Source organism: Acinetobacter lwoffii, assembly GCF_024129595.1.
Lineage (GTDB): Bacteria > Pseudomonadota > Gammaproteobacteria > Pseudomonadales > Moraxellaceae > Acinetobacter > Acinetobacter lwoffii_O.
In genome coordinates this window covers 13958-35685 of record NZ_JAMXXS010000015.1, presented here as the reverse complement: position 1 = coordinate 35685, position 21728 = coordinate 13958, and the positions used below count along the sequence as shown (strand labels likewise).

Sequence of the window (21728 nt, the reverse complement as noted above, 5' to 3'; positions counted from 1 at the left end):
GACCATTAAACGTCGTTTCATTGCAGGCGCAAAATGTCCAAAATGTCAGGCGTTAGATCGCGTTGTCATGCTGACCTCTGGTGAAGATGAATGGATCGAATGTATTGAATGTGGTTATGAAGAAAATCGTCCCACACATGTTGACCAACCAGAAACACCAGCTGTTCCAGATGAAGTTGGCGTGATTCAGTTTAAACCTCGTTCAGTAAAATAAAAATCAAGGTTCAAGCTATGTCAGTAGAACAAAGAAATAACCCCAAACTTTTAATGGGGATTATGGGGGCTTTAGTTACTGTCGTTGCATTGGTATTGCTATATCAGTGGTTGAATGCCTCTTCCGGTGAAGCGGAACGCATGCATCAGGAAGATATCGCGGCTGTTCCGGCAGCAAAACCTGCGGCGAAAACTGAAGAAGATACGGCGGCAGCGAAAGCAGCTGAGGCGATCGAAGCTAAAGCACTGGTATCAGATCAGCTGTTAGATGCACCAGTGCCGGAGAATGCCAGTTTGGCCAAAGAAGAAGTGGCTAAATTAGATGATATCCAAGTTCAGCTCAATGAACAAAAAGCCACACTGGATGCGCAGCATAGCGATGCCGACCAGTTGATCCAACTGAAAGAGGAACAGATCAAGTTACTTGAAGCACAATTTGCTCAAAGCCAGTAAATCTCGACAGCATTTCAGCTAGAATATCGTCAGATCTTCTAGCTCAGTTGTTTCCATGTCTCCCCCAGCCGCTCCGCATCTGCTTAAAGCCATTCTGTTACTGACCTGCTCTGCTTTTCTCTTTTCAGTCATGGGCGTGTGTATCCGTTATGCCTCAGCAACGGTTGATAACGCCACCGTGGTCTTCTTTCGCAATTTTGTCGGGCTGTTTATCTTCCTGCCCTTCATTTTCAATAAAGGCATTGGTTTTTTCAAAACTGAAAAACTGTGGATGCACACCTGGCGCGCAGTGGTCGGCCTGACTGCCATGTACGGCTTTTTCTATGCCATCGCGCATTTAAAACTCTCCAATGCCATGGTATTCACCTACTCTTCTCCGATTTTTATTCCTTTGATTGCCTGGCTATTTCTCAAGGAAAAAATCACCACAAGCATGTCAGTCGCGGCTCTGATTGGTTTCGTCGGCGTACTCTGTGTTGCCAAACCGGATTCGGGTCTAATTAACCTGATGTCGGTCATTGGTTTGGGTGCAAGTTTTCTGGCGGCGATGGCGTTTGTCACGGTTCGGGCGCTGACCAAAACCGATTCTCCGGAAAAAATCGTGTTTTACTTCTGTTTTATTGGCACCCTGATTTCCGTGATTCCGATGTTCTGGCTATGGCGACCTTATACCCTGACAGAACTCAGCTATCTGATTATTGCCGGCATCCTGGCCAATTTCAGCCAACTGTTTATGTCCAATGCCTATAAGCTGGCTCCGGCAGGACAAATTGGGCCAGTCAACTATGTGGCGATTTTCTTTGCCGGCATGTGGGGCTTTCTGTTCTGGCAGGAAGTTCCGGATCTATATAGCCTGATCGGGCTGGGGCTGATTTTCTGTGCGATTCTGCTGTGTAGTCCGATCCTGCACAAGCGCCTGAATTCATCTAATATCTGATCAAAGAATTCAAATTAGATACAATAAAAAAGCACCCTAAGGTGCTTTTTTATTACTTTTCTTTTATTGATACCAGCCGAACAGCTTAAAGATATAAGGCACATAGGCAATGATCAGCATCGTAGGCAGCAATACAATCACTGGCAGAATCCAGCGTTCATAACGGTAGTAGAAAGACAGGTGGCGAACTTCTGCATCCGCTTCAGCCACTTCGGCATCGCCAATCGACTGTCTGGCCAGCAGATGATTCAGCGCAACCGGTGGCGTCACATAACCCAGCTCAAAACCAATCAGGGTAATCATCCAGAAATGTACCGGATGAATGCCATATTGATAGGCCACTGGCGCAACGGTCGCGGAAATCAGAATGACCGCGCCAAATGGATCCATAATCATCCCGACAAAAATCATCAAGCCGACAATCAGTGAAATTACCAGAATGGTACTGCTGATATCGGTCGGGAAGGCTTCCATAATTTCAATACGTTCCAGCAAGCCACCCACACTCACTGAAAGTGCCATCAGAATGACCAAGGCACCAATATGTCCCACGGTCTCACTAGTAGAAATATGCATGGACTTCCAGAAACCGACATTACGCAAAATTTCAGTCGCTTTTGAACGCTGCACAGTATGATCAACCACCAGTTCTTTGCCTGGTTGTTCGCTATGTTCAGCTTCACGATATTCTGCATTGGCCGCGGCACCGGCTGTTGCCAGTTCAGGTGTCGATCTTGAGTTTAAAGTTGCGGTCAAGGTTTCATCCCAATGCCCCACTGCCGGCAACGGCGCCGGTTCATGGCGTAACTTGTCGAACAAGACAATCATCAGCAGAATTACAGGCATCATCACCGGTGCGGTAAATTCATTCAGGTCAGTCGACAAAGCATATTTATAGAATAACCAGATCAGAATAAAAATCACGATATAAGGAATAATCGCAATAAAGGCACGACCGGATTGAGGCGCAGCCACAGTTGGCGCGGCAATGCGGAATTTGTTTTCTGCAAAGAATAAGGAAATCACCAGAAATAAAGTCGAACTGAGCAGGAAGACATAAATCCCGTAGTGATACAGTAAGTCGGTGGTCACTTCTTTATTCAAAGATGCCACCACGACAATCAGCAAGCAAGGACGTAAGACTACGCCCATTGAGCCGGACATTGCGGTGGCGGCCAGTGCAAACTGACGGCGTCCACCCGCATTCCAGACTTCCTTATAAATAATCGCACCTGCGGCAATTACGAAAATTCCTGATGCTCCAGTATAGGCGGTCGGTAATGCCGCTGCCAGCAAGATTAGCCAGGTCAGGGTTTCAGGTGCCAGATTCCAAGGACGCAGAATGTTCAGGAACATGTCCACGACACGGGTCTGTTTCAGCAACATACCGGCCCAGATAAACAAGGCCAGATTCAGGAAGATACTGGAAAACTCTACCAATTGACCGAGGTAAATCCCCTGTCCCATTGGATAATCCATAAAGAACGTAAAGTTTATTCCGGTAGTAATGGCCATATAGGCATATAGCGGTATACTCAGAAAGGCCAGACCAAAACTGCCGCCCTCACGCGTTGGTTTTGGTTGTTTGATCACCTGATACAGGCTGATCAAGGTGAGTGTGCTAAACAGAATCATCCACAACCAATAGATGTACTTCATCTCCCCCATCGGCACGCCCGAGTTCAATACAGACTGATATTGGCTATAGGATGAAAATGCCAGGAAAGCATTAGCAACCAGCATGGCGACTGAATAGACTTTAAAGTCGATACGCGTGCTCGGGCTACGCAAGCCAATATGATGGGTTTTTAGGGTGGCACTGATCGCAGCAAAGACCACCATGATGACCAGAAGCAAAGCCCGGTTTTCAGTACCAAACTTAAAAATGCCAAAGAAAGAGGTTTCAAAGGTCCGATAAGCCCGAATACTTGGATGAGCTTCCACATGTTGAATGGCTTTATCATAGAACAGGTAGGATTCTTCACAGACCTGCTGTGCCTGTAACACCGCAGCACGCACATCTGCTTCCGAACGCACCCCGAAGAAGTCGGCATATTCATCGTCTGCATCGGCTTTCATCTGCTGCTGAACGCGCTGATCGACATTGATATTGCGTTCACATTGGGGGCGTGTCGGTTCAGCACGTAAAAATGAATATTGCATTCCGGTTGCCGGATCGCCGTAAATACGCTCGCCCATACGCAGCAACTGGCCGTGAATCATTTCCCCGGTGCCAATAATCAAAGTGAGCAAAAGTAAAACCAGCACGACGAAGGTCGAGATCCACTCTGTCCATATATAACGCAACAGACCTAATCCTGATCTGTTTTGATCATCATTTTGCATGTGTATTCCTATTTTTATTTTAGCGGCCTGATGCTTGGTCTAGGACGCCGATCTTCCCTTCTGCCCCGAAAATTCCTTTTCAAAGGTCAGGATCTTTATTCTATGTTTTGACTTTGCATGAAAATTGGCACAATAAAAATGACAATTTATATTTTCTTTTTGTATTTTCTGCCAAGTAAATTATTTATCTCTGCACTTTAATTATCCCGAAAATAATTGCTCACAATATAGATCAGCGCCAGAATCACGCCCCAAATCACCCCAAGTAAATGTGCCTCAACCAAAACCGGACTACCGATCAGCTGCGCCGTCCCGACATTGCCAATGGTGTTTTCCCAGACCAGTTTGGCAAAAATCAAAAATAACACCAGCGCAGCAAAGCCGCGTTCCCGCTTATACAGCAAATGTATACAGGCTACGGCGACATAGGCCCCATGCAGCACGCCCGACAGGCCGGCATAGGCTTCAATATTGGGTAAGAAAAAATAAAAACTTAAACTGATCAACGGTGGCAAGATCAGCAAAATGGCACAAAAATGCCAGACGGTGGCGCGTGGAAAAATGAAAGGTAAACAGATAAAGGCAAGAATGTTCAGGAAATAATGAAGCCAGCCCACATGCACCCAGTGCGCTGTCCAGAGTCGCCAGAATTCACCCAGCAGGCTCTCTTGCCAATAGATGAAATAATCCTGAAAAATTTGCAGACATGCAGAGAGAGAGATAAAAGCCGCTAGAAAAATAATTTTTCGTCGAAAATGTTGATCTAGCATCGGCCTATTGTCCTCCCTGACAATCTACTTTGACTTCATCCCTGAAGATTCATACATAGTATCTGCATTACAGATCTGCACTGAACAGATCATCAAGCTCGGAAGAACTGTCGGATTCATCCCAGAAACGTTGCATGCCATCATCGCCACTACGTATACCGGTATTTTCTGTCCAGTAACGATCCGATATGCCACTGACCATAATCGCAGCCATGCTGTCGATCAGCTTGAATTGCGGATTGACCGGCTTTTCCTCAGTACGTGCCTGAGCAAAGGTTTTCAAGGCATCCCGAACTTTGGCATCATCGCCACTGGCCTGAGCCGCTACGGCATACAAGGCATGAGATAAACGTACACCTTTTTGCTCACCAATTTGTGTAGATTGTTTTAATGTTTGGTAAGGGTCAGGCTTGCCTTCCCCTGCGCCTGGCAACAAAGTCCAGATCACCGCACGGGTGGCATTCGGTGCACCCCAGAATTTCGCGTTATCCAGACACACCATGCCACGCTCGACCACGGCAGCAATATCTTTCGGTACATGCACTGCACCACCCGAGTTAATATCATTGGTCATGGCCTGCAAACCACTGAGCATACCCAGCAGGTAAACCGTTTGCTCGATATCACTATTCATGCGAGGGCATTCTTCACCCAGGGCTTTTTGGTACTTTTTTTCATAGCGACTCTGGAACAGTTGATAACCGGTATATTGACGCTGTGCCGCCAGCGCCGCCCAGCGCTTCTGCTCAATTCGGGCATCTTGGGCTTCTGCCACCTGATTGGTTTTTGAAGCACGTAAATAGCGTAACTCGGCTTCAAGTGCTTTTTGTTCAGCACAAATACCGGCAGCCGAATACATCAGCACGGCCACCCGCGTTGGATCCGCCCCCATTTCTTTGGTTGCCATAATAGCGGGTGTTAAGGAATTCCCTGAATTACACACCATTTCAGCATCATCCATCGCTAAAATCGGCGGTACAATATGGTTTTCGGTGAAACCCAGTGCAACATTGGCACCGGTTTTAATGACCTGAGAACACCCCGTCAAAACTGTTGTTGTTATTGCAATGGTCGCCATACCTTGGCATATTTTACGGACGCCTGACATTTTCCTGTCCTCTATAATTGTGATTATGTCCATCTTTCTGCTAAAGATATCAGAAGCATTTTGTGAATAAAAGAGCATTTACTCTAATTTAGACGAGACACTTTGCCATTAAATGGCCGCGCTGCAATTGACTGTATTTAGAAGAATACCAAATTTTGGGCAAAAAAAAGTAGCATTGCGACGGTTCAGCACATGCTACTTATTAACTGTACAAGCAGAAAAATAATAAACCCTGCCTGATTAAGATGAAAATTTATCCTTCAACACTGTCCCGAGTCGTCCGATCACCAGCGTTAAAACAATCGCTACGATCAGAAACATCCATACTGGAAATTCCATTGCGGTCTCCCCCAGTTGCTGTAGGTGAGTTAAATGTACAGGCTAAAAATAAAACACAGCGGTTAAATTGTCAGACAATCGCTCTAAGTGATGAATTAAACTTAGTTTTTGTCTAACAATAAAAATGAGGTGATAGACTAAATATTTGTTTTATGTGCATTTTAAGCAAATCATTCAAATGCACTTGTCTTACAACTAAATTAATTTAGTCAATACTTTTAAGGATTTCCATTGTTTGAGTGGCAATTGATCACACCAGATCAGTAAAGGTCGCGCCTTGGCATGCTGGAAATACACCACAATATACGCCTGATGATCAATCACGTGGCTAATGCATACCCGACGGACAGGTCGTGCTTTGGCAGTCAATGACCATTCACGTCCATCCAGATATTCAAACTGCTCGATCTGGGGAGTCTTGCGGTAAAACAGCTGATAAATCACCAAGCCTATGACAGCACACACTGCCCAAAGTGCAATCGGTAATAACTGATACAATAGATACATCAGCAGTGCAAAAATAAAAAACTGAAACGCCAATGCACACAGACTGCGTTTCAGCTTGAAGCAACGATTATCCATGAACGTAAAATTTAAGCTTCTTGATAAAATCTTTTAGTTCAGGACGCGGCGGCTCAGACACTTCCATAAACCAGTCCAGCAAATCCGGGTCTTCCTGCTCAACCAGCTCTGCAAACATCTGTTTTTCGAAAGGCTCAGCATTCAGGTAATGGTTTTTTACGTAGGGATCAAAATATACATCCAGTTCTTTTAAACCACGACGCGCACGATAAATCACTTTGCGCTCTTCTAAGCTGATGTCATCAGTCATCGAATTTCCCCAACTCGTTATAAACCCGAATAGTTTACCTGAAGCGCTGGCTGAATTTCGAGGGATTTCATAGAAATGACCAAAAGCATCAGCAGATTTAAGTCATTTGAACATTCCGCTCATTGCTGCTGATCTTGGCATGGCCTAAGTTAAACCAAACAGATCAAAATAAGGAATAACAAGATGCAATCTGCAGCCATTCGCCCACTTGCTCCGATGCTGCCGCGCCAACTCTTTAATACCGAACATGATGCTTTTCGCGAGACGGTACGTAAATTTTATGAGAAAGAAGTCATTCCACATACCGAGCGTTATGAAAGTCAGCAACATGTGGATCGAGAGCTATGGAATAAATCCGGTGGGCTTGGATTGCTCTGCGCTACCATGCCTGAGGAATATGGCGGCTCTGGCGTAGACCGGCTGTATAGCATGATTTTGATTGAGGAACAGGCCTATGCCGGAGATTCAGCGACCGGATTTTCATTGCATTCGGATATTGTTGCCAATTATCTGCTGAACTTTGGTAATGAAGCTCAAAAACAGCAATGGCTACCCAAAATGGCGTCTGGAGAAGTCGTCACCGCGATCGCCATGACCGAACCGGGAACTGGCTCTGACCTGCAAGCAGTGCGTACATCGGCAATACTGGATGGCGATGACTACTTGATTAATGGTTCCAAGATTTTTATTACCAATGGCTATCTCTGTGATATGGCCATCGTGGTTTGTAAAACTGGCAATAATGATAAAGGTTCAGCCAATCTGTCATTGATTATGGTCGAAGCCGACCGTCCCGGATTTAGCAAAGGCAAGCCGCTGAATAAAATTGGCATGAAAGGCCAGGATACCTGCGAACTGTTCTTTGACAATGTTCGGGTACCCAAAGAAAACCTGCTCGGTCTGGAAGGCATGGGCTTTATGATGCTGATGAAAGAACTGGCTTGGGAACGCCTGATTGTGGCGATTATCTGTCAGGCAGGCGCTGAAGCCGCTTTTGCCCATACAGTGAAATATACCAAGGAACGTCAGGCTTTTGGCAAGAGCATCAGCCATTTTCAAAATACCCGTTTTAAACTGGCAGAACTGCGTACCGAGATCGATGTCTGTCGCGCTTATCTGGATCGCTGTATGCAGCTGCAACTCAAGCACGAACTAGGCGTAGATGCCGCTGCTGCAGCCAAATACAAGATTTCAGAAATGTATAGCAAAGTCGTAGATGAATGCCTGCAATTGCATGGCGGCTATGGTTATATTCTGGAATATCCGATTGCCCGGGCTTATATCGATAACCGTGCCAACCGGATTTATGCCGGTACCAACGAAATCATGAAAGAACTCATCGCCCGTTCACTTTAAAATGGATGCATAAAAAAGGAGTCTCTCAGGACTCCTTTTTCTGTATGCAAAAATATAAATTTAAGAGACCAAACGCGGTTTATGCTTTAAAGTATTGCTGTTTTTTCTAAACTTCAGCACCCCATCTTCAAACGAAGCCTGCTTGAGTTCCTTGCGGTCTGCCAGATAATTATTGCTGACTTTCCATGGAACATGTTTACCCTGCTTTGGCATCACGTCTGCAGCTCGGGCAATATAACCCGAACTAAGACTACCCATGACGGTATCCTGAAGCAATTCACTCTGATCTCCCTGAGGAATCACCTGCGCATAACCTTGCTGATCCATATAGTTCAACAAACGGCAAATATACTCAGCTGCAATATCGACTTTAAGCGTCCAGGAGGCATTGATATAGCCAATAATCAGCGCCATATTTGGTATATCACTGACCATGATGCCTCTATACAGCATATGCTGTGAGGTATCGATAGGCTGACCATCCATCGTCGCCTGAATCCCGCCGAGGATTTGAATATTCAGACCCGTTGCAGAAACAATAATATCAGCATCCAGATGTTGACCTGATTTCAGCTGAATTCCAGTTTCGGTCAAGGTTTCTATCTGATCCGTTGCAACCGATGCCTGCCCTTCACGTAAAATTTCAAACAGATCCCCATCCGGCACCACACAGAGACGTTGATCCCAAGGTTCATAATTCGGGGTAAAGTGCTTCATGTCCACTTTACCTTTCAGCTGGAATTGCACCGATTTAAGCAAAAGTGATTTTAATAATTTTGGCTGTTTCTGTGCCAAAGCATAAATCCCGCGCTGCATGCCGATATTACGCGCACGTGTCAGCTTGTAGGCGACCTCCTCAGGCAGATATTTACGCATTTTTGAATAAATAAAATCTACCGAGGGTACAGAGGCAATATAAGTTGGAGAACGTTGCAACATGGTCACATGTCCTGCTCCGCCTTTCACCATCGCAGGAACCAAGGTAATCGCGGTCGCACCACTACCAATAATGACCACCTTTTTGCATTCATAGTTTAAATTTTCCGGCCAATGTTGCGGATGAATAAACTCACCTTTGAACGCATCTTGATTTGGAAACTCCGGCTGAAAACCCTGATCATAATTATAATAACCGGTACAACCCAGTACAAAGTTGGCGATCCAGATCTGCTTCTTACCGTATGCATCCTCGATCTCTACTGACCATTTGCAGGTTGTAGAATCATAATTGGCACTTAAGACCCGATGCTGAAAATGGATTTTCGACTGTAGCTTAAACTCATCCACCACTTCAGCTAGATAATTTTTGATGGATGCGCCATCGGCAAGCACGCTTTCTTTCTTCCAGGGTTTGAAATTAAAACCAAAAGTCGACATATCGGAATCAGAACGGATTCCCGGATATTTAAACAGGTCCCAAGTTCCGCCAATACTTTCGCGGCGTTCAATAATCTCAAAAGAGCGTTGTGGACAATGTTTAGAAAGATGCGCTGCCAGACCAATCCCCGAGATCCCCGCACCCACAATTAAAATATCTACCTGCTTTTCCATGTTGTTCTTTTACCTAAGCGATGCTATCTGTTTTTATTAAATCACAAAACTGACAATACGCAATGTCAAGTTCATTAAAAAGCCACTATTTTTTTATCTTTTCAGGCCAGATCAGTTATGCGGAACTCAATCATTCTAAATTAAAATATACAGACAATAAAAAAGGCCGGTTTATTCAACCGACCTTTTCGAACAACTTGCGTTATTCTTCACGAAATTAGTTAACTTCGCGATCTACTAGCTCAACGTAAGCCATCGGTGCAGCATCACCTGCACGGAAGCCCGCTTTAAGAACACGTAGATAACCGCCGTTACGCTCTTTGTAACGAGGGCCAAGAACGGTAAATAATTTACCAACAGTTGCTGCTGAACGAGTACGAGCAAACGCCAAACGACGGTTTGCTACTGTATCGTTTTTAGCTAAAGTGATTAAAGGCTCAGCTACACGACGTAACTCTTTTGCTTTAGGCACAGTTGTTTTGATCAACTCGTGCTCGAACAAAGAGTTAGCCATGTTTTGGAACATCGCTTTACGATGACTGCTTGTACGGCCTAATTTCACACCACTATTACGATGACGCATGGTGATAGTCCTACTTAATTAACGGCTACGATAGGCGAAACGATCGTCCATACGGAGACTAGCCGGTGGCCAGTTCTCTAAACGCATGCCGAGTTGTAAGCCTTTAGAAGCCAGAACATCTTTGATCTCAGTAAGCGATTTTTTACCCAAGTTAGGAGTTTTAAGCAACTCAACTTCGGTACGCTGTACAAGATCACCAATGTAGTAAATGTTTTCTGCTTTCAAACAGTTAGCAGAACGAACAGTTAGCTCTAGATCATCTACTGGGCGAAGCAAGATTGGGTCAACTTCTTCACGAGGCTCTTGAGCAACAGGTGCTTGATCTTTCTGAAGGTCAACGAAGATCGCAATTTGTTGCTGCAAAATAGTTGCAGCTTTGCGGATCGCTTCTTCAGGATCGACAGTACCGTTAGTTTCAAGATCAATGATCAGTTTATCAAGGTCAGTACGTTGTTCTACACGCGCGTTTTCCACGGTATATGAAACACGTTTGATTGGGCTGTAAGACGCATCTAACTGCAAGCGACCCACTGGGCGAGTTTCGCCTTCTGGGAAGCGTGAATCAGAAGTCTCGTAGCCACGACCTTGAGCCACTTTCAGACGCATTTTCAATGAGCCTGAGGCACTTAAAGTACCGATCAAATGTTCAGGGTTAACCACTTCAACATTATGAGGTAAACGAAGGTCAGCCGCAGTTACGTCGCCTGCACCTTGTTTCTCTAATGTTAAATAAGCTTCATTTTGATCGAACAGCTTAATCGACAATCCTTTTAGGTTCAGCAAGAGCTCGACGATGTCCTGCTGCAAGCCTTCCAAAGTACTGTACTCGTGCTCGACCCCTTCAATCTCAACTTCTACCACAGCTGCGCCAGGTAGAGAAGAAAGAAGGATGCGACGTAAAGCATTACCAAGAGTATGACCAAAGCCACGCTCTAATGGTTCTAGAATAACTTTTGCCGAGGTCCCGCTTGCCGCTTCGACCTTGATCGCTTGCGGAGTTAGAAACTCATTTGCAGTACGCGTCATATTGCTTCCTCAAGGATTATTTAGAATACAATTCTACAATCAAGCTTTCGTTGATTTCAGCAGGTAAATCAGAACGATCCGGTGCAGCTTTGAACGTACCTTCTAATTTAGAATGGTCAATTTCCATCCAAGAAGGCATGCCACGTTGAGTAGCTAATTCAATTGCGTTTTTGATACGTAATTGTTGTTTAGCGCCTTCGTGAACTGCGATCACATCACCCGCTTTAACTTGGATAGACGCAATGTTAACACGACGGCCATTCAAAGTGATGCTACGGTGAGATACTAACTGACGAGCTTCTGCACGAGTAGAACCGAAACCCATACGATAAACAACGTTATCAAGACGGCTTTCAAGTAGCTTCAACAGGTTTTCACCAGTTGCGCCTTTAACACGAGCAGCTTCTTTATAGTAGTTACTAAATTGACGCTCTAAAACACCGTACATGCGACGTACTTTTTGTTTTTCACGTAATTGTAGTGAGTACTCAGATTGTTTACCACCACGAGCCCCGCCGTGTTGGCCAGGAACTTTCGCATGTTTTTTTGTCTTAACATCAAACGGTTTAACGCCTGATTTAAGTTGCAGGTCTGTCCCTTCGCGACGAGAGAGTTTGCATTTTGGACCAATATAACGAGCCATGAATGTTTCTCCTTACACGCGACGTTTTTTAGGTGGACGGCAACCGTTGTGCGGGATTGGCGTCACATCGGTAATGCTGTTAATTTTATAACCCACTGCACCTAAAGCACGAACCGCAGATTCACGACCAGGACCAGGACCTTTTACAAGGACGTCCAAGTTTTTCAAACCGTAGTCTAAAGCAGCTTTACCAGCAACTTCAGCAGCTACCTGAGCAGCGAACGGAGTTGATTTACGTGATCCACGGAAGCCTTGTCCACCTGAAGTGGCCCAAGCCAGTGCATTACCTTGACGATCGGTAATAGTCACAATGGTGTTATTAAAAGAAGCGTGAATGTGTGCGACACCTTCAGAGACGGTACGAGTGACCTTCTTGCGTGCGCGAGTATCTTTAGCCATCTTTTAGCTTCCAGAAATCTTATTTCTTAATAGGTTTGCGCGGACCTTTACGGGTACGAGCGTTAGTTTTGGTGCGTTGACCGCGGACAGGCAAGCTGCGACGATGACGAAGACCGCGGTAGCAGCCTAAATCCATTAAACGTTTAATGTTCATGGAAATTTCGCGACGTAAATCACCTTCGGTCGGAACCTTAGCAACTTCTGCACGAATCGCATCAAGCTGAGCGTCATCTAATTCACGGATCTTAGTAGTTGGAGCAATACCAGCAGCAGCTAAGATAGCTTTTGAAGTATGGCGACCAATACCAAAGATATACGTTAGAGAGATAACAGCGTGCTTGTTATCCGGAATGTTTACACCGGCAATACGAGCCATTCAATTTTCTCCAAAAAGGCAGTAGATAATCAACCGCCCCACAAAAATCTTGAGGGGCGGATAATAACCTAATTCGCCTACAGAAATCAACAGGTCTTAATCAGATTAACCTTGACGCTGCTTATGACGAGGTTCTGCGCTACAAATTACGCGGATAACCCCATTACGACGGATAACTTTACAGCTACCACAAATTTTCTTAACAGAAGCTTGTACTTTCATGATGAAACCTCAAGTGCGCTTATCCCTTAGGATGAGCAGTCGTTTTTCTCATTAACGTTTGATTATCGTATTGGTGCGAAGTGAGGTGTGATTGCAGCTGAGCCATAAAGTCCATCACTACCACCACAACAATCAGCAAAGAGGTACCACCCAAATAGAATGGAATACCAAATGAACTTTGCAATACCATCGGCATCAAACAAATGACTGCGATGTAAATCGCGCCAATAAAGGTCAAACGATTGAGAATATGATCTAAGTAACGAGCAGTTTGCTCACCTGGACGTATACCAGGCACGTAAGCTCCGCTGCGTTTCAAGTTCTCTGACACTTCTTTAGGACTAAATACCAGTGCTGTATAGAAGTAACAGAAAAAGATAATTAACGCACCAAAGAGCACCAAATACAACGGCTGACCAGGCGACAATACCAATGCGACATCTTGCAGGCTACGCTTAATAAATCCAGCATTTGGATCTGCACTACCCACCCACTGACCTAAGCTCGCAGGGAACAAAAGTAATGAGCTGGCAAAAATTGCCGGAATCACACCCGCCATATTAATTTTTAATGGCAAATGTGTCTGCTGTGCAGTAAATACACGACGACCTTGTTGTTTTTGAGCATAGTTTACCGGAATACGACGCTGCGCTTTCTCAATAAACACGATCGCTGCCAAAACACCCAGAGATAACAAACCAAAAATTACCAAGCCAATCAGGCTGGTCTGGCCATTATCTACAGAGGAGAAAGATTGCATAATCAGATTAGGCAATCCGGCAACAATACCCGCGAAGATGATCATGGAAATACCATTTCCCACCCCACGCTCGGTAATCTGTTCACCCAACCACATCAAGAACATGGTCCCCGCAACCAGTGAGGTTACTGCAGGAACATAAAAAGCCAAACCAGTATTCAGGGTAATCCCCTGACTGATCAGGCCTGCACACATACCTATCGCCTGTACCAGCGCTAAGAATAATGTACCTTGTCGTGTGTATTGATTAATTTTACGTTTGCCTTGCTCGCCTTCTTTCTTTAAAGCTTCCAGCGAAGGAACCACAGTTGACATCAACTGCACGATAATCGACGCAGAGATGTATGGCATGATCCCGAGAGCAAGAATAGACATTCGTTCTAATGCACCACCAGAAAACATGTTAAACAAACCAAGGATGGTACCTTGGTTTGCATTAAACAAGTTTTCTAACGCAGCATTATTGATGCCTGGTACTGGAATATGCGCTCCTAGTCGAAACACCAACAACGCACCAATGAGAAACATCATTCGACGAATAATTTCACGGTATTTCACATGAAATGGTTGGCCTTTCATCATGTTGACATGACCTGAAGAACTAGGAGTCATAGACACTGGGGATTACTCCTCGACTTTGCCGCCAGCAGCTTCAACAGCAGCTTTAGCGCCTTTAGTCAATGCAACACCTTGAACAGTGAATGCACGAGTAATTTCACCAGAAAGTACGATACGAGCACGGATCATGTCTTTACGTACAACGTTCGCAGCTTTTAAAGTTTCAAGAGACACGATGTCGCCTTCAACTTTAGCAAGCTCAGATAAACGTACTTCAGCAGTTTTCAAAGCCAATTGGCTAGTGAAGCCGAATTTAGGCAAACGACGGTAAAGTGCTGTTTGACCGCCTTCGAAACCTGGACGAGTACCACCGCTCTTACGTGAGTTTTGACCTTTGACACCACGGCCACCGGTCTTACCAACGCCAGAACCGATACCACGGCCTAAACGAAGGTTATCACGTTTAGCACCTTCTGCAGGTGCAATTGTATTTAAACGCAGAGTCATGGCTTATTCCTCTACACTAACCATATAGTAGACTTGGTTGATCATACCACGGTTAGAAGGTGTGTCTAACACTTCTACAGTATGACCAATACGACGCAGACCTAAACCTTGCAGGCTAAGCTTGTGATTTTTCAAGCGGTGCGATGCAGATTTAGTCTGGGTAACTTTAATCGTTTTCATGATTGATTACCCTTGAATTTGTTCTACTGAAAGACCACGTTTCGCAGCAACCTTTTCAGGAGTAGTCATATCACGCAAACCATTGAAAGTTGCGTTTACTACGTTAGCAGCGTTAGTAGAACCACGGCATTTAGTCAACACGTTACGTACGCCTACAGCTTCTAGAACTGCACGCATAGCGCCACCAGCAATTACACCTGTACCTTCAGAGGCAGGCTGCATGAATACGCGGCTAGCGCCGTGACGTGCATGAATTGGGTGCTGTAACGTACCATCAACAAGGTCAACAGTAATCATATTGCGACGAGCAGCTTCAAGTGCTTTAGAGATAGCAGCTGGAACTTCACGTGCTTTACCACGACCAAAACCTACGCGACCATTACCATCACCCACAACAGTTAATGCTGTGAAAGAGAAGATACGACCACCCTTAACAACTTTGGCTACACGATCAACGGCAACCAGCTTTTCAACAAGACCTTCGTTTTGTTCAACTTTAGCCATGATTAGAACTCCAAGCCGTTTTCACGAGCAGCATCAGCCAAGGCTTTGATACGACCATGATATTTAAAACCAGAACGGTCAAATGCAACTTTAGTAACACCAGCTGCTTTAGCGCGTTCTGCGATTAAAGCACCTACTTTTTGAGCTGCTTCAACGTTACCAGTTGTACCCGCACGTAGAGTAGCGTCTAAAGTAGAAGCTTGCGCTAATACTTTGCCACCATCTGCAGAGATAACTTGAGCATAGATGTGACGCGGAGTGCGGTTTACACACAAACGAGTCGCACCCAATGCACGGATGTGCAAGCGTGTGCTTTTCGCACGACGCAAACGGGATTGTTTCTTTTCGTTCATAAGAACCTCGCGCCTTATTTCTTCTTAGCTTCTTTACGAAGTACAACTTCGTCAGAATAACGAACACCTTTGCCTTTATATGGCTCTGGTGGACGGTAACCACGGATATCTGCAGCAACCTGTCCTAAAGCTGCTTTATCAGCAGACTTAAGAATGATTTCAGTTGCAGTTGGAGTTTCAGCAGTTACACCTGCAGGAAGTGCATAATCGATCGGGTGAGAGAAACCAAGGTTAAGATGAACAACGTCACCTTTAACCGCAGCTTTATAACCAACACCGATAAGCTGTAACTTACGTTCGAAACCTTCGCTAACACCTTTTACAAGGTTGTTAAGCACAGCGCGAGCAGTACCAGCTTGCATCCAAGCGTCTTTCGACTCTTGTACTGGAGCAATAGCTAGAATACCGTCTTCCTGTTTAAGCTCGACCAGCGCATGCAGGTTGAAAGACAATGTACCTTTAGTGCCTTTCACTTCGACCTGCCGGCCGTTCTGAGTAACTGTTACACCGTTAGGTACAGTTACTGGGGCTTTAGCCACACGAGACATGAGGAATCACCTATTAAGAAACAAAAGCAATAACTTCACCACCAACGCCTGCAGCACGTGCAGCGCGATCAGTCATGATGCCTTTGCTTGTAGAAACAATTGCAATACCTAAACCTTGCTTAACGCTCGGAAGTGCATCTTTACCGCGATACTGACGTAGACCTGGACGGCTTACGCGCTTCACAGTTTCGATAACTGGTTTGCCTTCGAAATACTTTAAAGTCAAAGTAAGAGTTGGTTTGCCTTCAGCATCCGCAACTTCTACGTTTGAAATATAACCTTCTTGTTGAAGTAAGTTAGCAATTGCTACCTTCAACTTAGAATTAGGCATAGAAACAGTTTGTTTCTTTGCCATTTGTGCGTTACGAACACGTGTTAGCATGTCGGCAACGGTATCTTGCATACTCATCTATAGTGCTCCTTACCAGCTTGCCTTAACAACGCCAGGTACATCACCTTGCATTACTGTTTCACGTAATTTGTTACGGCTTAAACCGAACTTACGGAAGTAACCATGAGGACGACCAGTTAAACCACAACGGTTACGTAGACGTACTGGAGATGCATTACGTGGTAATGCTTGTAATTTCATCATCGCTTCGAAACGTTCTTCGTCTGATGCATTTACGTTTGCAATAACAGCTTTTAATTCAGCACGTTTTGCAGCGTATTTAGCAACAGTAGCTTCGCGTTTCAATTCGCGATTAATCATACCTTTCTTAGCCATATCGACCTCTTATTTGAACGGGAAGCCGAATGCACGCATAAGCGCACGGCCTTCGTCATCGGTGCGAGCAGTCGTAGTAATGGTAATATCCATACCACGAATACGATCAATCTTGTCAAAATCGATTTCAGGGAACATGATTTGCTCCTTAAGACCCATTGAGTAGTTACCACGACCGTCGAATGATTTCGCAGAGAAACCACGGAAGTCACGGATACGAGGGATCGCAATCGAGATCAAACGGTCCAAGAATTCGTACATACGTTCGCCGCGTAAAGTAACTTTACAACCGATCGGCCAACCATCACGGATTTTAAAACCAGCGATTGATTTACGAGCTAACGTAAGTACTGGTTTTTGACCAGCGATAGCTTGCATATCTGAAAGAGCACCATCAAGGAGTTTTTTGTCAGCAGCAGCTGCGCCAACACCCATGTTGATCGTGATTTTAGTGATGCGAGGAATCTCCATCACATTCTTAACACCCAATACTTCTTGTAATTGAGCTTTAAGTTCGTCGTTGTAACGTGTTTTAAGTCTGGCCATGGCCTATATCAACCTATTACTTCGCTACCGCCACTGATTCACCATTTGATTTGAATACGCGAGTTTTCACGCCATCAATCACTTGGTAACCAACACGGTCAGCCTTTTGGGTTGTAGCATTAAAAACTGCCACGTTTGAAATATGAAGCGAAGCTTCCTGAGTTACAACGCTACCTTCAGCGCCTGTAGCACGGTTCGGCTTCTGATGCTTCTTCACCAAGTTAAGGCCTTCAACCTTAACACGGTCATTAGAAACAGACAGAACAGTACCCTGTTTGCCTTTTTCTTTACCTGCGATCACAATTACTTGATCGCCTTTTTTAATCTTAGCCATGATCGCCTCTTATAGAACTTCAGGAGCCAATGAAATAATTTTCATGAACTGTTCAGTACGAAGTTCACGAGTCACTGGTCCGAAAATACGAGTTGCAATCGGCGCTTTGTTGTTGTTCAAAATAACAGCAGCGTTATCGTCGAAACGAATCACTGAACCGTCTGCACGACGGATACCGAATTTTGTACGAACCACAACCGCATTCATCACGTCACCTTTTTTAACACGTGCGCGTGGAATTGCTTCTTTTACAGTAACTTTAATAATGTCGCCAACAGAAGCATAACGACGATGCGAGCCACCAAGTACTTTAATACATTGTACGCGGCGTGCACCACTGTTGTCTGCTACGTCGAGCATAGTTTCGGTCTGAATCATTGCCCTACTCCAAAACCGAGCAACACCGGTCGAAATTTCGAAAGGCTCAAAGAGTACTCGAAATTGACCGATGATGCAACAAGAACGTTAATTACTCAGCAGCTGCTTCAACAACTTCAACTAGAGTCCAAGACTTAGTTTTAGAAATTGGGCGGCTTTCTTTAATGGTTACAACATCACCAGCTTTAGCTGTGTTGTTCTCATCATGAGCATGTAATTTTGTTGAACGGCGGATTAATTTGCCATACAACGGGTGTTGAACTTGGCGTTCAATAAGAACAACGATAGATTTATCCATCTTGTCACTTACAACTTTGCCAGTTAACGTGCGGACTGTTTTATCACTCATTGTCCGTTCCCCTGTTTTTCGGTAAGGAGGGTCTTAATACGAGCAATAGTCTGACGAGTAAGTGCAACTTCATGCGATTTACCCAATTGACCAGTTGCTTTCGCCATACGAAGACGGAATTGGTTAAGCTGTTGCTCATCAAGCAAAGCTGTCAACTCTTCTACCGACTTTTCACGTAGATCTTTAGTTTTCATTACATTACCGTCCGAGTCACGATAGCGGTTTTAAACGGAAGCTTAGCTGCTGCAAGCGTAAACGCTTCGCGAGCCAATTCTTCGTTAACACCATCAATTTCGTACAAGACTTTACCTGGTTTGATTTGGCAAACCCAATATTCCACAGAACCTTTACCTTTACCCATACGCACTTCAAGAGGCTTAGAAGTAATCGGCTTGTCCGGGAATACACGGATAAAGATCTTACCACCACGCTTAATACGACGGCTAATTGTACGACGCGCTGCTTCAATTTGACGCGCAGTCATTTGACCACGTTCAACTGATTTAAGTGCAATAGTACCGAAAGATACTGTGCTACCGCGGTGCGCTAGACCAGTGTTACGGCCTTTCTGCACTTTACGGAATTTAGTACGCTTAGGTTGCAACATGGATTATTCTCCTTTTTCAGCAGAACGATCATTGCGACGACCACGACGCTCTTGACCTTCACCACGACCACGACCGCGTTTAGCTGGACGCTCTTCAGCTGGAGCTGGGTTCATGACTTGTTTCATGCCGCCCAAGATCTCACCACGGAAGATCCAAACTTTAACACCGATCGTACCGTAAGTAGTCTCAGCACGCATAGTCGCATAGTCGATATCTGCACGAAGCGTATGTAGAGGTACACGACCTTCACGATACCACTCAGTACGAGCAATCTCAGCACCACCTAAACGGCCTGAAACTTCTACTTTGATACCTTTAGCACCAGCACGCATTGTGTTTTGTACCGCACGCTTCATAGCACGACGGAACATTACACGTTTTTCTAATTGAGAAGCGATAGCTTCAGCAACTAGACGCGCGTCTAAGTCTGGACGATCAATTTCATTGATACTTACTTGCGCAGGAACACCCATGATAGATGTCAATTCGCGTTGTAGTTTCTCAATATCTTCGCCTTTTTTACCGATTACGATACCTGGACGAGCAGTGCTAATAGTTACTTTAGCAGCGCCTGTAGGGCGTTCGATAAGAATGTTGCTGATCATCGCGTTTTTAAGTTTTTTGATCAAAAACTCACGAACTTGAAGATCTTTAAGCAAGTATTCAGCGTATTGTTTCGGATTCGCATACCAGTTAGCGTTATGACGTTTCACAACACCTAGGCGGATACCGATTGGATGAACCTTCTGACCCATATCAAACCCCTACCTTAACGGTGATGTGACAAGTACGCTTAGTAATACGATCTGCACGGCCTTTAGCACGTGGCATAATACGTTTCAGGCTCATGCCTTCATCAACGTAGATCGTAGAAACTTTAAGATCGTCTACATCTAAACTGTTATTGTGTTCAGCATTTGCAATCGCAGATTCCAACGCTTTCTTAACTAGAACTGCAGCTTTTTTGTTGCTGAAGTTAAGGATGTTAAGAGCGTGCGCAACAGATTTGCCGCGGATAAGATCTGCAACCAAACGAGCTTTTTGTGCCGAGATAGCGGCACCGCGTAATTTAGCAGTTACTTCCATCATAGCACCCATTAACGTTTAGATTTCTTGTCAACACCGTGACCGCGATAGGTACGAGTTGGTGCAAATTCACCAAGCTTGTGACCAACCATGTGCTCAGAAACGATCACAGGAACGTGGTTACGGCCATTGTGTACAGAAATTGTTAAACCAACAAAATCCGGGAGGATCATCGAACGACGCGACCAAGTTTTGATCGGCTTACGGTTATTAGCCGCGATAGCCGCTTCAACCTTAGCGAACAAGTGCGCATCGACGAATGGGCCTTTTTTCAGAGAACGAGGCATTGTCAGATTCCTTTACTTGTTACTTAACGCGACGGTCGCGAATAATCATCTTAGTCGTACGCTTATTGGTACGTGTCTTGTACCCTTTAGCTTTTTGACCCCATGGGCTTACAGGTTGAATACCTTTGTTACGCCCTTCACCACCACCATGTGGATGGTCAACTGGGTTCATCGCCATACCACGAACGGTAGGACGAACACCACGCCAGCGTGATGCACCAGCTTTACCTAGTGAACGAAGGTTGCTTTCTGAGTTAGATACTTCACCTAACACAGCACGGCATTCAACGTGAATTTTACGCATCTCGCCTGAACGCAGACGAACGATAGCGTAAGAACCGTCACGACCCAACAGCTGAACTGAAGTACCAGCTGAACGAGCTAACTGCGCGCCTTTACCGATTTTAAGTTCGATGTTGTGAAGAGTAGAACCGATAGGCATGTTGCGAAGCGGCAAGCAGTTACCTGGACGAATTGGAGCATCGTTACCAGACTGTACTTTATCGCCAGCGCGAAGGCCTTTAGGAGCGATGATATAACGACGCTCACCGTCAGCATACAATACAAGTGCAATGTGTGCAGTACGGTTAGGATCGTATTCGATACGCTCTACAGTTGCAGGAATACCATCTTTGTTACGTTTAAAGTCAACTAGACGGTAGTGCTGCTTGTGACCGCCACCAACGTGACGAGTCGTGATGTGACCGTTGTTATTACGGCCGCCAGTACGTTTTTTAGCTTCAACCAACGGAGAGTATGGTGCGCCTTTGTGAAGGTGATCGTGAACCACTTTCTCTACAAAGCGACGTCCTGGAGACGTTGGCTTACATTTTTGAATAGGCATAATTC

The 21728-nt window shown here is 45.0% G+C and carries 33 protein-coding genes and 1 pseudogene; 4 read left to right on the top strand and 30 right to left on the bottom strand.

The window, feature by feature from the left end; translation table 11 throughout:
* Positions 1-4 precede the first annotated feature (4 nt).
* From NI466_RS08915 to NI466_RS08905, 3 genes are read left to right on the top strand one after another with little or no spacing between them, the layout of a single operon-like run.
* On the top strand, positions 5-214 hold the full coding sequence (locus tag NI466_RS08915) for a YheV family putative zinc ribbon protein (protein ID WP_171054337.1): 210 nt from the start codon (positions 5-7) through the stop codon (positions 212-214).
* A 17-nt stretch (positions 215-231) separates the two neighbouring features.
* Complete coding sequence (locus NI466_RS08910; RefSeq protein WP_174894197.1) at positions 232-666, top strand: restriction endonuclease subunit S domain-containing protein; 435 nt, start codon at positions 232-234, stop codon at positions 664-666.
* Between the two features lie 55 nt (positions 667-721).
* Complete coding sequence (locus tag NI466_RS08905) at positions 722-1603, top strand: DMT family transporter (RefSeq protein ID WP_174894196.1); 882 nt, start codon at positions 722-724, stop codon at positions 1601-1603.
* A 63-nt stretch (positions 1604-1666) separates the two neighbouring features.
* Here NI466_RS08905 and NI466_RS08900 read toward each other — a convergent pair whose 3' ends face one another.
* From NI466_RS08900 to NI466_RS08880, 5 genes are all read right to left on the bottom strand, one after another.
* Positions 1667-3949: a TRAP transporter large permease subunit gene (locus NI466_RS08900; protein ID WP_253148540.1), complete on the bottom strand. Its 2283-nt coding sequence runs from the start codon at positions 3947-3949 to the stop codon at positions 1667-1669.
* 197 nt (positions 3950-4146) lie between these two features.
* Positions 4147-4719, bottom strand: a complete 573-nt coding sequence (gene rrtA, locus NI466_RS08895) for a rhombosortase (protein WP_253173353.1) — start codon at positions 4717-4719, stop codon at positions 4147-4149.
* A 67-nt stretch (positions 4720-4786) separates the two neighbouring features.
* On the bottom strand, positions 4787-5827 hold the full coding sequence (locus tag NI466_RS08890; RefSeq protein WP_004732263.1) for a hypothetical protein: 1041 nt from the start codon (positions 5825-5827) through the stop codon (positions 4787-4789).
* Positions 5828-6361: 534 nt separating this feature from the next.
* On the bottom strand, positions 6362-6748 hold the full coding sequence (locus tag NI466_RS08885) for a hypothetical protein (RefSeq protein WP_114541572.1): 387 nt from the start codon (positions 6746-6748) through the stop codon (positions 6362-6364).
* Positions 6741-6998, bottom strand: a complete 258-nt coding sequence (locus NI466_RS08880; protein WP_004281484.1) for an FAD assembly factor SdhE — start codon at positions 6996-6998, stop codon at positions 6741-6743. The genes NI466_RS08885 and NI466_RS08880 overlap by 8 nt, the downstream gene beginning before the upstream one ends.
* A 183-nt stretch (positions 6999-7181) precedes the next feature.
* Between NI466_RS08880 and NI466_RS08875 the strand changes: the two genes are divergently transcribed.
* Positions 7182-8354 (top strand): acyl-CoA dehydrogenase family protein, encoded by a 1173-nt coding sequence (locus NI466_RS08875; RefSeq protein ID WP_253148539.1) that lies wholly within the window; start codon positions 7182-7184, stop codon positions 8352-8354.
* A 60-nt stretch (positions 8355-8414) separates the two neighbouring features.
* Here NI466_RS08875 and NI466_RS08870 read toward each other — a convergent pair whose 3' ends face one another.
* The 25 genes and pseudogenes from NI466_RS08870 to rplB form a co-directional block, all read right to left on the bottom strand.
* The gene (locus NI466_RS08870; RefSeq protein WP_253148538.1) at positions 8415-9905 is read right to left on the bottom strand and encodes a flavin-containing monooxygenase; all 1491 of its coding nucleotides are present in this window, start codon (positions 9903-9905) and stop codon (positions 8415-8417) included.
* Positions 9906-10122: 217 nt separating this feature from the next.
* Positions 10123-10488 (bottom strand): 50S ribosomal protein L17, encoded by a 366-nt coding sequence (gene rplQ / locus NI466_RS08865; protein ID WP_004281488.1) that lies wholly within the window; start codon positions 10486-10488, stop codon positions 10123-10125.
* Positions 10489-10506: 18 nt separating this feature from the next.
* Complete coding sequence (locus tag NI466_RS08860; RefSeq protein ID WP_004281489.1) at positions 10507-11514, bottom strand: DNA-directed RNA polymerase subunit alpha; 1008 nt, start codon at positions 11512-11514, stop codon at positions 10507-10509.
* Between the two features lie 16 nt (positions 11515-11530).
* Positions 11531-12157, bottom strand: a complete 627-nt coding sequence (gene rpsD, locus NI466_RS08855; RefSeq protein ID WP_004281490.1) for a 30S ribosomal protein S4 — start codon at positions 12155-12157, stop codon at positions 11531-11533.
* Between the two features lie 12 nt (positions 12158-12169).
* On the bottom strand, positions 12170-12556 hold the full coding sequence (gene rpsK, locus NI466_RS08850; protein ID WP_004281491.1) for a 30S ribosomal protein S11: 387 nt from the start codon (positions 12554-12556) through the stop codon (positions 12170-12172).
* Positions 12557-12575: 19 nt separating this feature from the next.
* Positions 12576-12932 carry a 30S ribosomal protein S13 gene (rpsM, locus tag NI466_RS08845; protein WP_004281492.1) on the bottom strand — a complete coding sequence of 119 codons (357 nt, stop codon included), beginning with the start codon at positions 12930-12932 and terminating at the stop codon, positions 12576-12578.
* A gap of 105 nt (positions 12933-13037) precedes the next feature.
* Positions 13038-13154 carry a 50S ribosomal protein L36 gene (rpmJ, locus tag NI466_RS08840; protein ID WP_000867907.1) on the bottom strand — a complete coding sequence of 39 codons (117 nt, stop codon included), beginning with the start codon at positions 13152-13154 and terminating at the stop codon, positions 13038-13040.
* Positions 13155-13173: 19 nt separating this feature from the next.
* Positions 13174-14493 (bottom strand): preprotein translocase subunit SecY, encoded by a 1320-nt coding sequence (secY, locus tag NI466_RS08835; protein ID WP_171054339.1) that lies wholly within the window; start codon positions 14491-14493, stop codon positions 13174-13176.
* A gap of 45 nt (positions 14494-14538) precedes the next feature.
* Entirely contained in the window at positions 14539-14979 is a 441-nt protein-coding gene (gene rplO / locus NI466_RS08830) for a 50S ribosomal protein L15 (protein WP_004281494.1), read from the bottom strand.
* Between the two features lie 3 nt (positions 14980-14982).
* Positions 14983-15159 (bottom strand): 50S ribosomal protein L30, encoded by a 177-nt coding sequence (gene rpmD / locus NI466_RS08825; RefSeq protein ID WP_004281495.1) that lies wholly within the window; start codon positions 15157-15159, stop codon positions 14983-14985.
* Positions 15160-15165: 6 nt separating this feature from the next.
* Positions 15166-15663 carry a 30S ribosomal protein S5 gene (rpsE, locus tag NI466_RS08820; RefSeq protein WP_004281496.1) on the bottom strand — a complete coding sequence of 166 codons (498 nt, stop codon included), beginning with the start codon at positions 15661-15663 and terminating at the stop codon, positions 15166-15168.
* Between the two features lie 2 nt (positions 15664-15665).
* Complete coding sequence (gene rplR, locus NI466_RS08815; protein WP_004281497.1) at positions 15666-16016, bottom strand: 50S ribosomal protein L18; 351 nt, start codon at positions 16014-16016, stop codon at positions 15666-15668.
* A gap of 14 nt (positions 16017-16030) precedes the next feature.
* The gene (gene rplF, locus NI466_RS08810) at positions 16031-16564 is read right to left on the bottom strand and encodes a 50S ribosomal protein L6 (RefSeq protein ID WP_004645059.1); all 534 of its coding nucleotides are present in this window, start codon (positions 16562-16564) and stop codon (positions 16031-16033) included.
* 13 nt (positions 16565-16577) lie between these two features.
* The gene (rpsH, locus tag NI466_RS08805; protein ID WP_004281499.1) at positions 16578-16973 is read right to left on the bottom strand and encodes a 30S ribosomal protein S8; all 396 of its coding nucleotides are present in this window, start codon (positions 16971-16973) and stop codon (positions 16578-16580) included.
* A gap of 12 nt (positions 16974-16985) precedes the next feature.
* Entirely contained in the window at positions 16986-17291 is a 306-nt protein-coding gene (gene rpsN, locus NI466_RS08800; RefSeq protein ID WP_004732275.1) for a 30S ribosomal protein S14, read from the bottom strand.
* A 9-nt stretch (positions 17292-17300) separates the two neighbouring features.
* Entirely contained in the window at positions 17301-17837 is a 537-nt protein-coding gene (gene rplE, locus NI466_RS08795; RefSeq protein ID WP_004645057.1) for a 50S ribosomal protein L5, read from the bottom strand.
* Positions 17838-17853: 16 nt separating this feature from the next.
* Positions 17854-18171: a 50S ribosomal protein L24 gene (gene rplX, locus NI466_RS08790; protein WP_004281502.1), complete on the bottom strand. Its 318-nt coding sequence runs from the start codon at positions 18169-18171 to the stop codon at positions 17854-17856.
* 9 nt (positions 18172-18180) lie between these two features.
* On the bottom strand, positions 18181-18549 hold the full coding sequence (gene rplN / locus NI466_RS08785; protein ID WP_004281503.1) for a 50S ribosomal protein L14: 369 nt from the start codon (positions 18547-18549) through the stop codon (positions 18181-18183).
* Positions 18550-18640: 91 nt separating this feature from the next.
* Positions 18641-18898: a 30S ribosomal protein S17 gene (rpsQ, locus tag NI466_RS08780; RefSeq protein WP_004281504.1), complete on the bottom strand. Its 258-nt coding sequence runs from the start codon at positions 18896-18898 to the stop codon at positions 18641-18643.
* Positions 18895-19092 carry a 50S ribosomal protein L29 gene (rpmC, locus tag NI466_RS08775; protein ID WP_004281505.1) on the bottom strand — a complete coding sequence of 66 codons (198 nt, stop codon included), beginning with the start codon at positions 19090-19092 and terminating at the stop codon, positions 18895-18897. The genes rpsQ and rpmC overlap by 4 nt, the downstream gene beginning before the upstream one ends.
* The gene (rplP, locus tag NI466_RS08770) at positions 19092-19505 is read right to left on the bottom strand and encodes a 50S ribosomal protein L16 (RefSeq protein WP_004281506.1); all 414 of its coding nucleotides are present in this window, start codon (positions 19503-19505) and stop codon (positions 19092-19094) included. The genes rpmC and rplP overlap by 1 nt, the downstream gene beginning before the upstream one ends.
* Positions 19445-20261 (bottom strand): annotated as a pseudogene (gene rpsC / locus NI466_RS08765) (30S ribosomal protein S3). Before rpsC ends, rplP begins: the two are co-directional and overlap by 61 nt.
* 1 nt (position 20262) lies before the next feature.
* The gene (gene rplV / locus NI466_RS08760; RefSeq protein WP_001982638.1) at positions 20263-20592 is read right to left on the bottom strand and encodes a 50S ribosomal protein L22; all 330 of its coding nucleotides are present in this window, start codon (positions 20590-20592) and stop codon (positions 20263-20265) included.
* 11 nt (positions 20593-20603) lie between these two features.
* Complete coding sequence (rpsS, locus tag NI466_RS08755) at positions 20604-20879, bottom strand: 30S ribosomal protein S19 (protein ID WP_004281508.1); 276 nt, start codon at positions 20877-20879, stop codon at positions 20604-20606.
* Between the two features lie 19 nt (positions 20880-20898).
* The gene (gene rplB / locus NI466_RS08750; RefSeq protein ID WP_004281509.1) at positions 20899-21723 is read right to left on the bottom strand and encodes a 50S ribosomal protein L2; all 825 of its coding nucleotides are present in this window, start codon (positions 21721-21723) and stop codon (positions 20899-20901) included.
* Between the last annotated feature and the right edge of the window lie 5 nt (positions 21724-21728).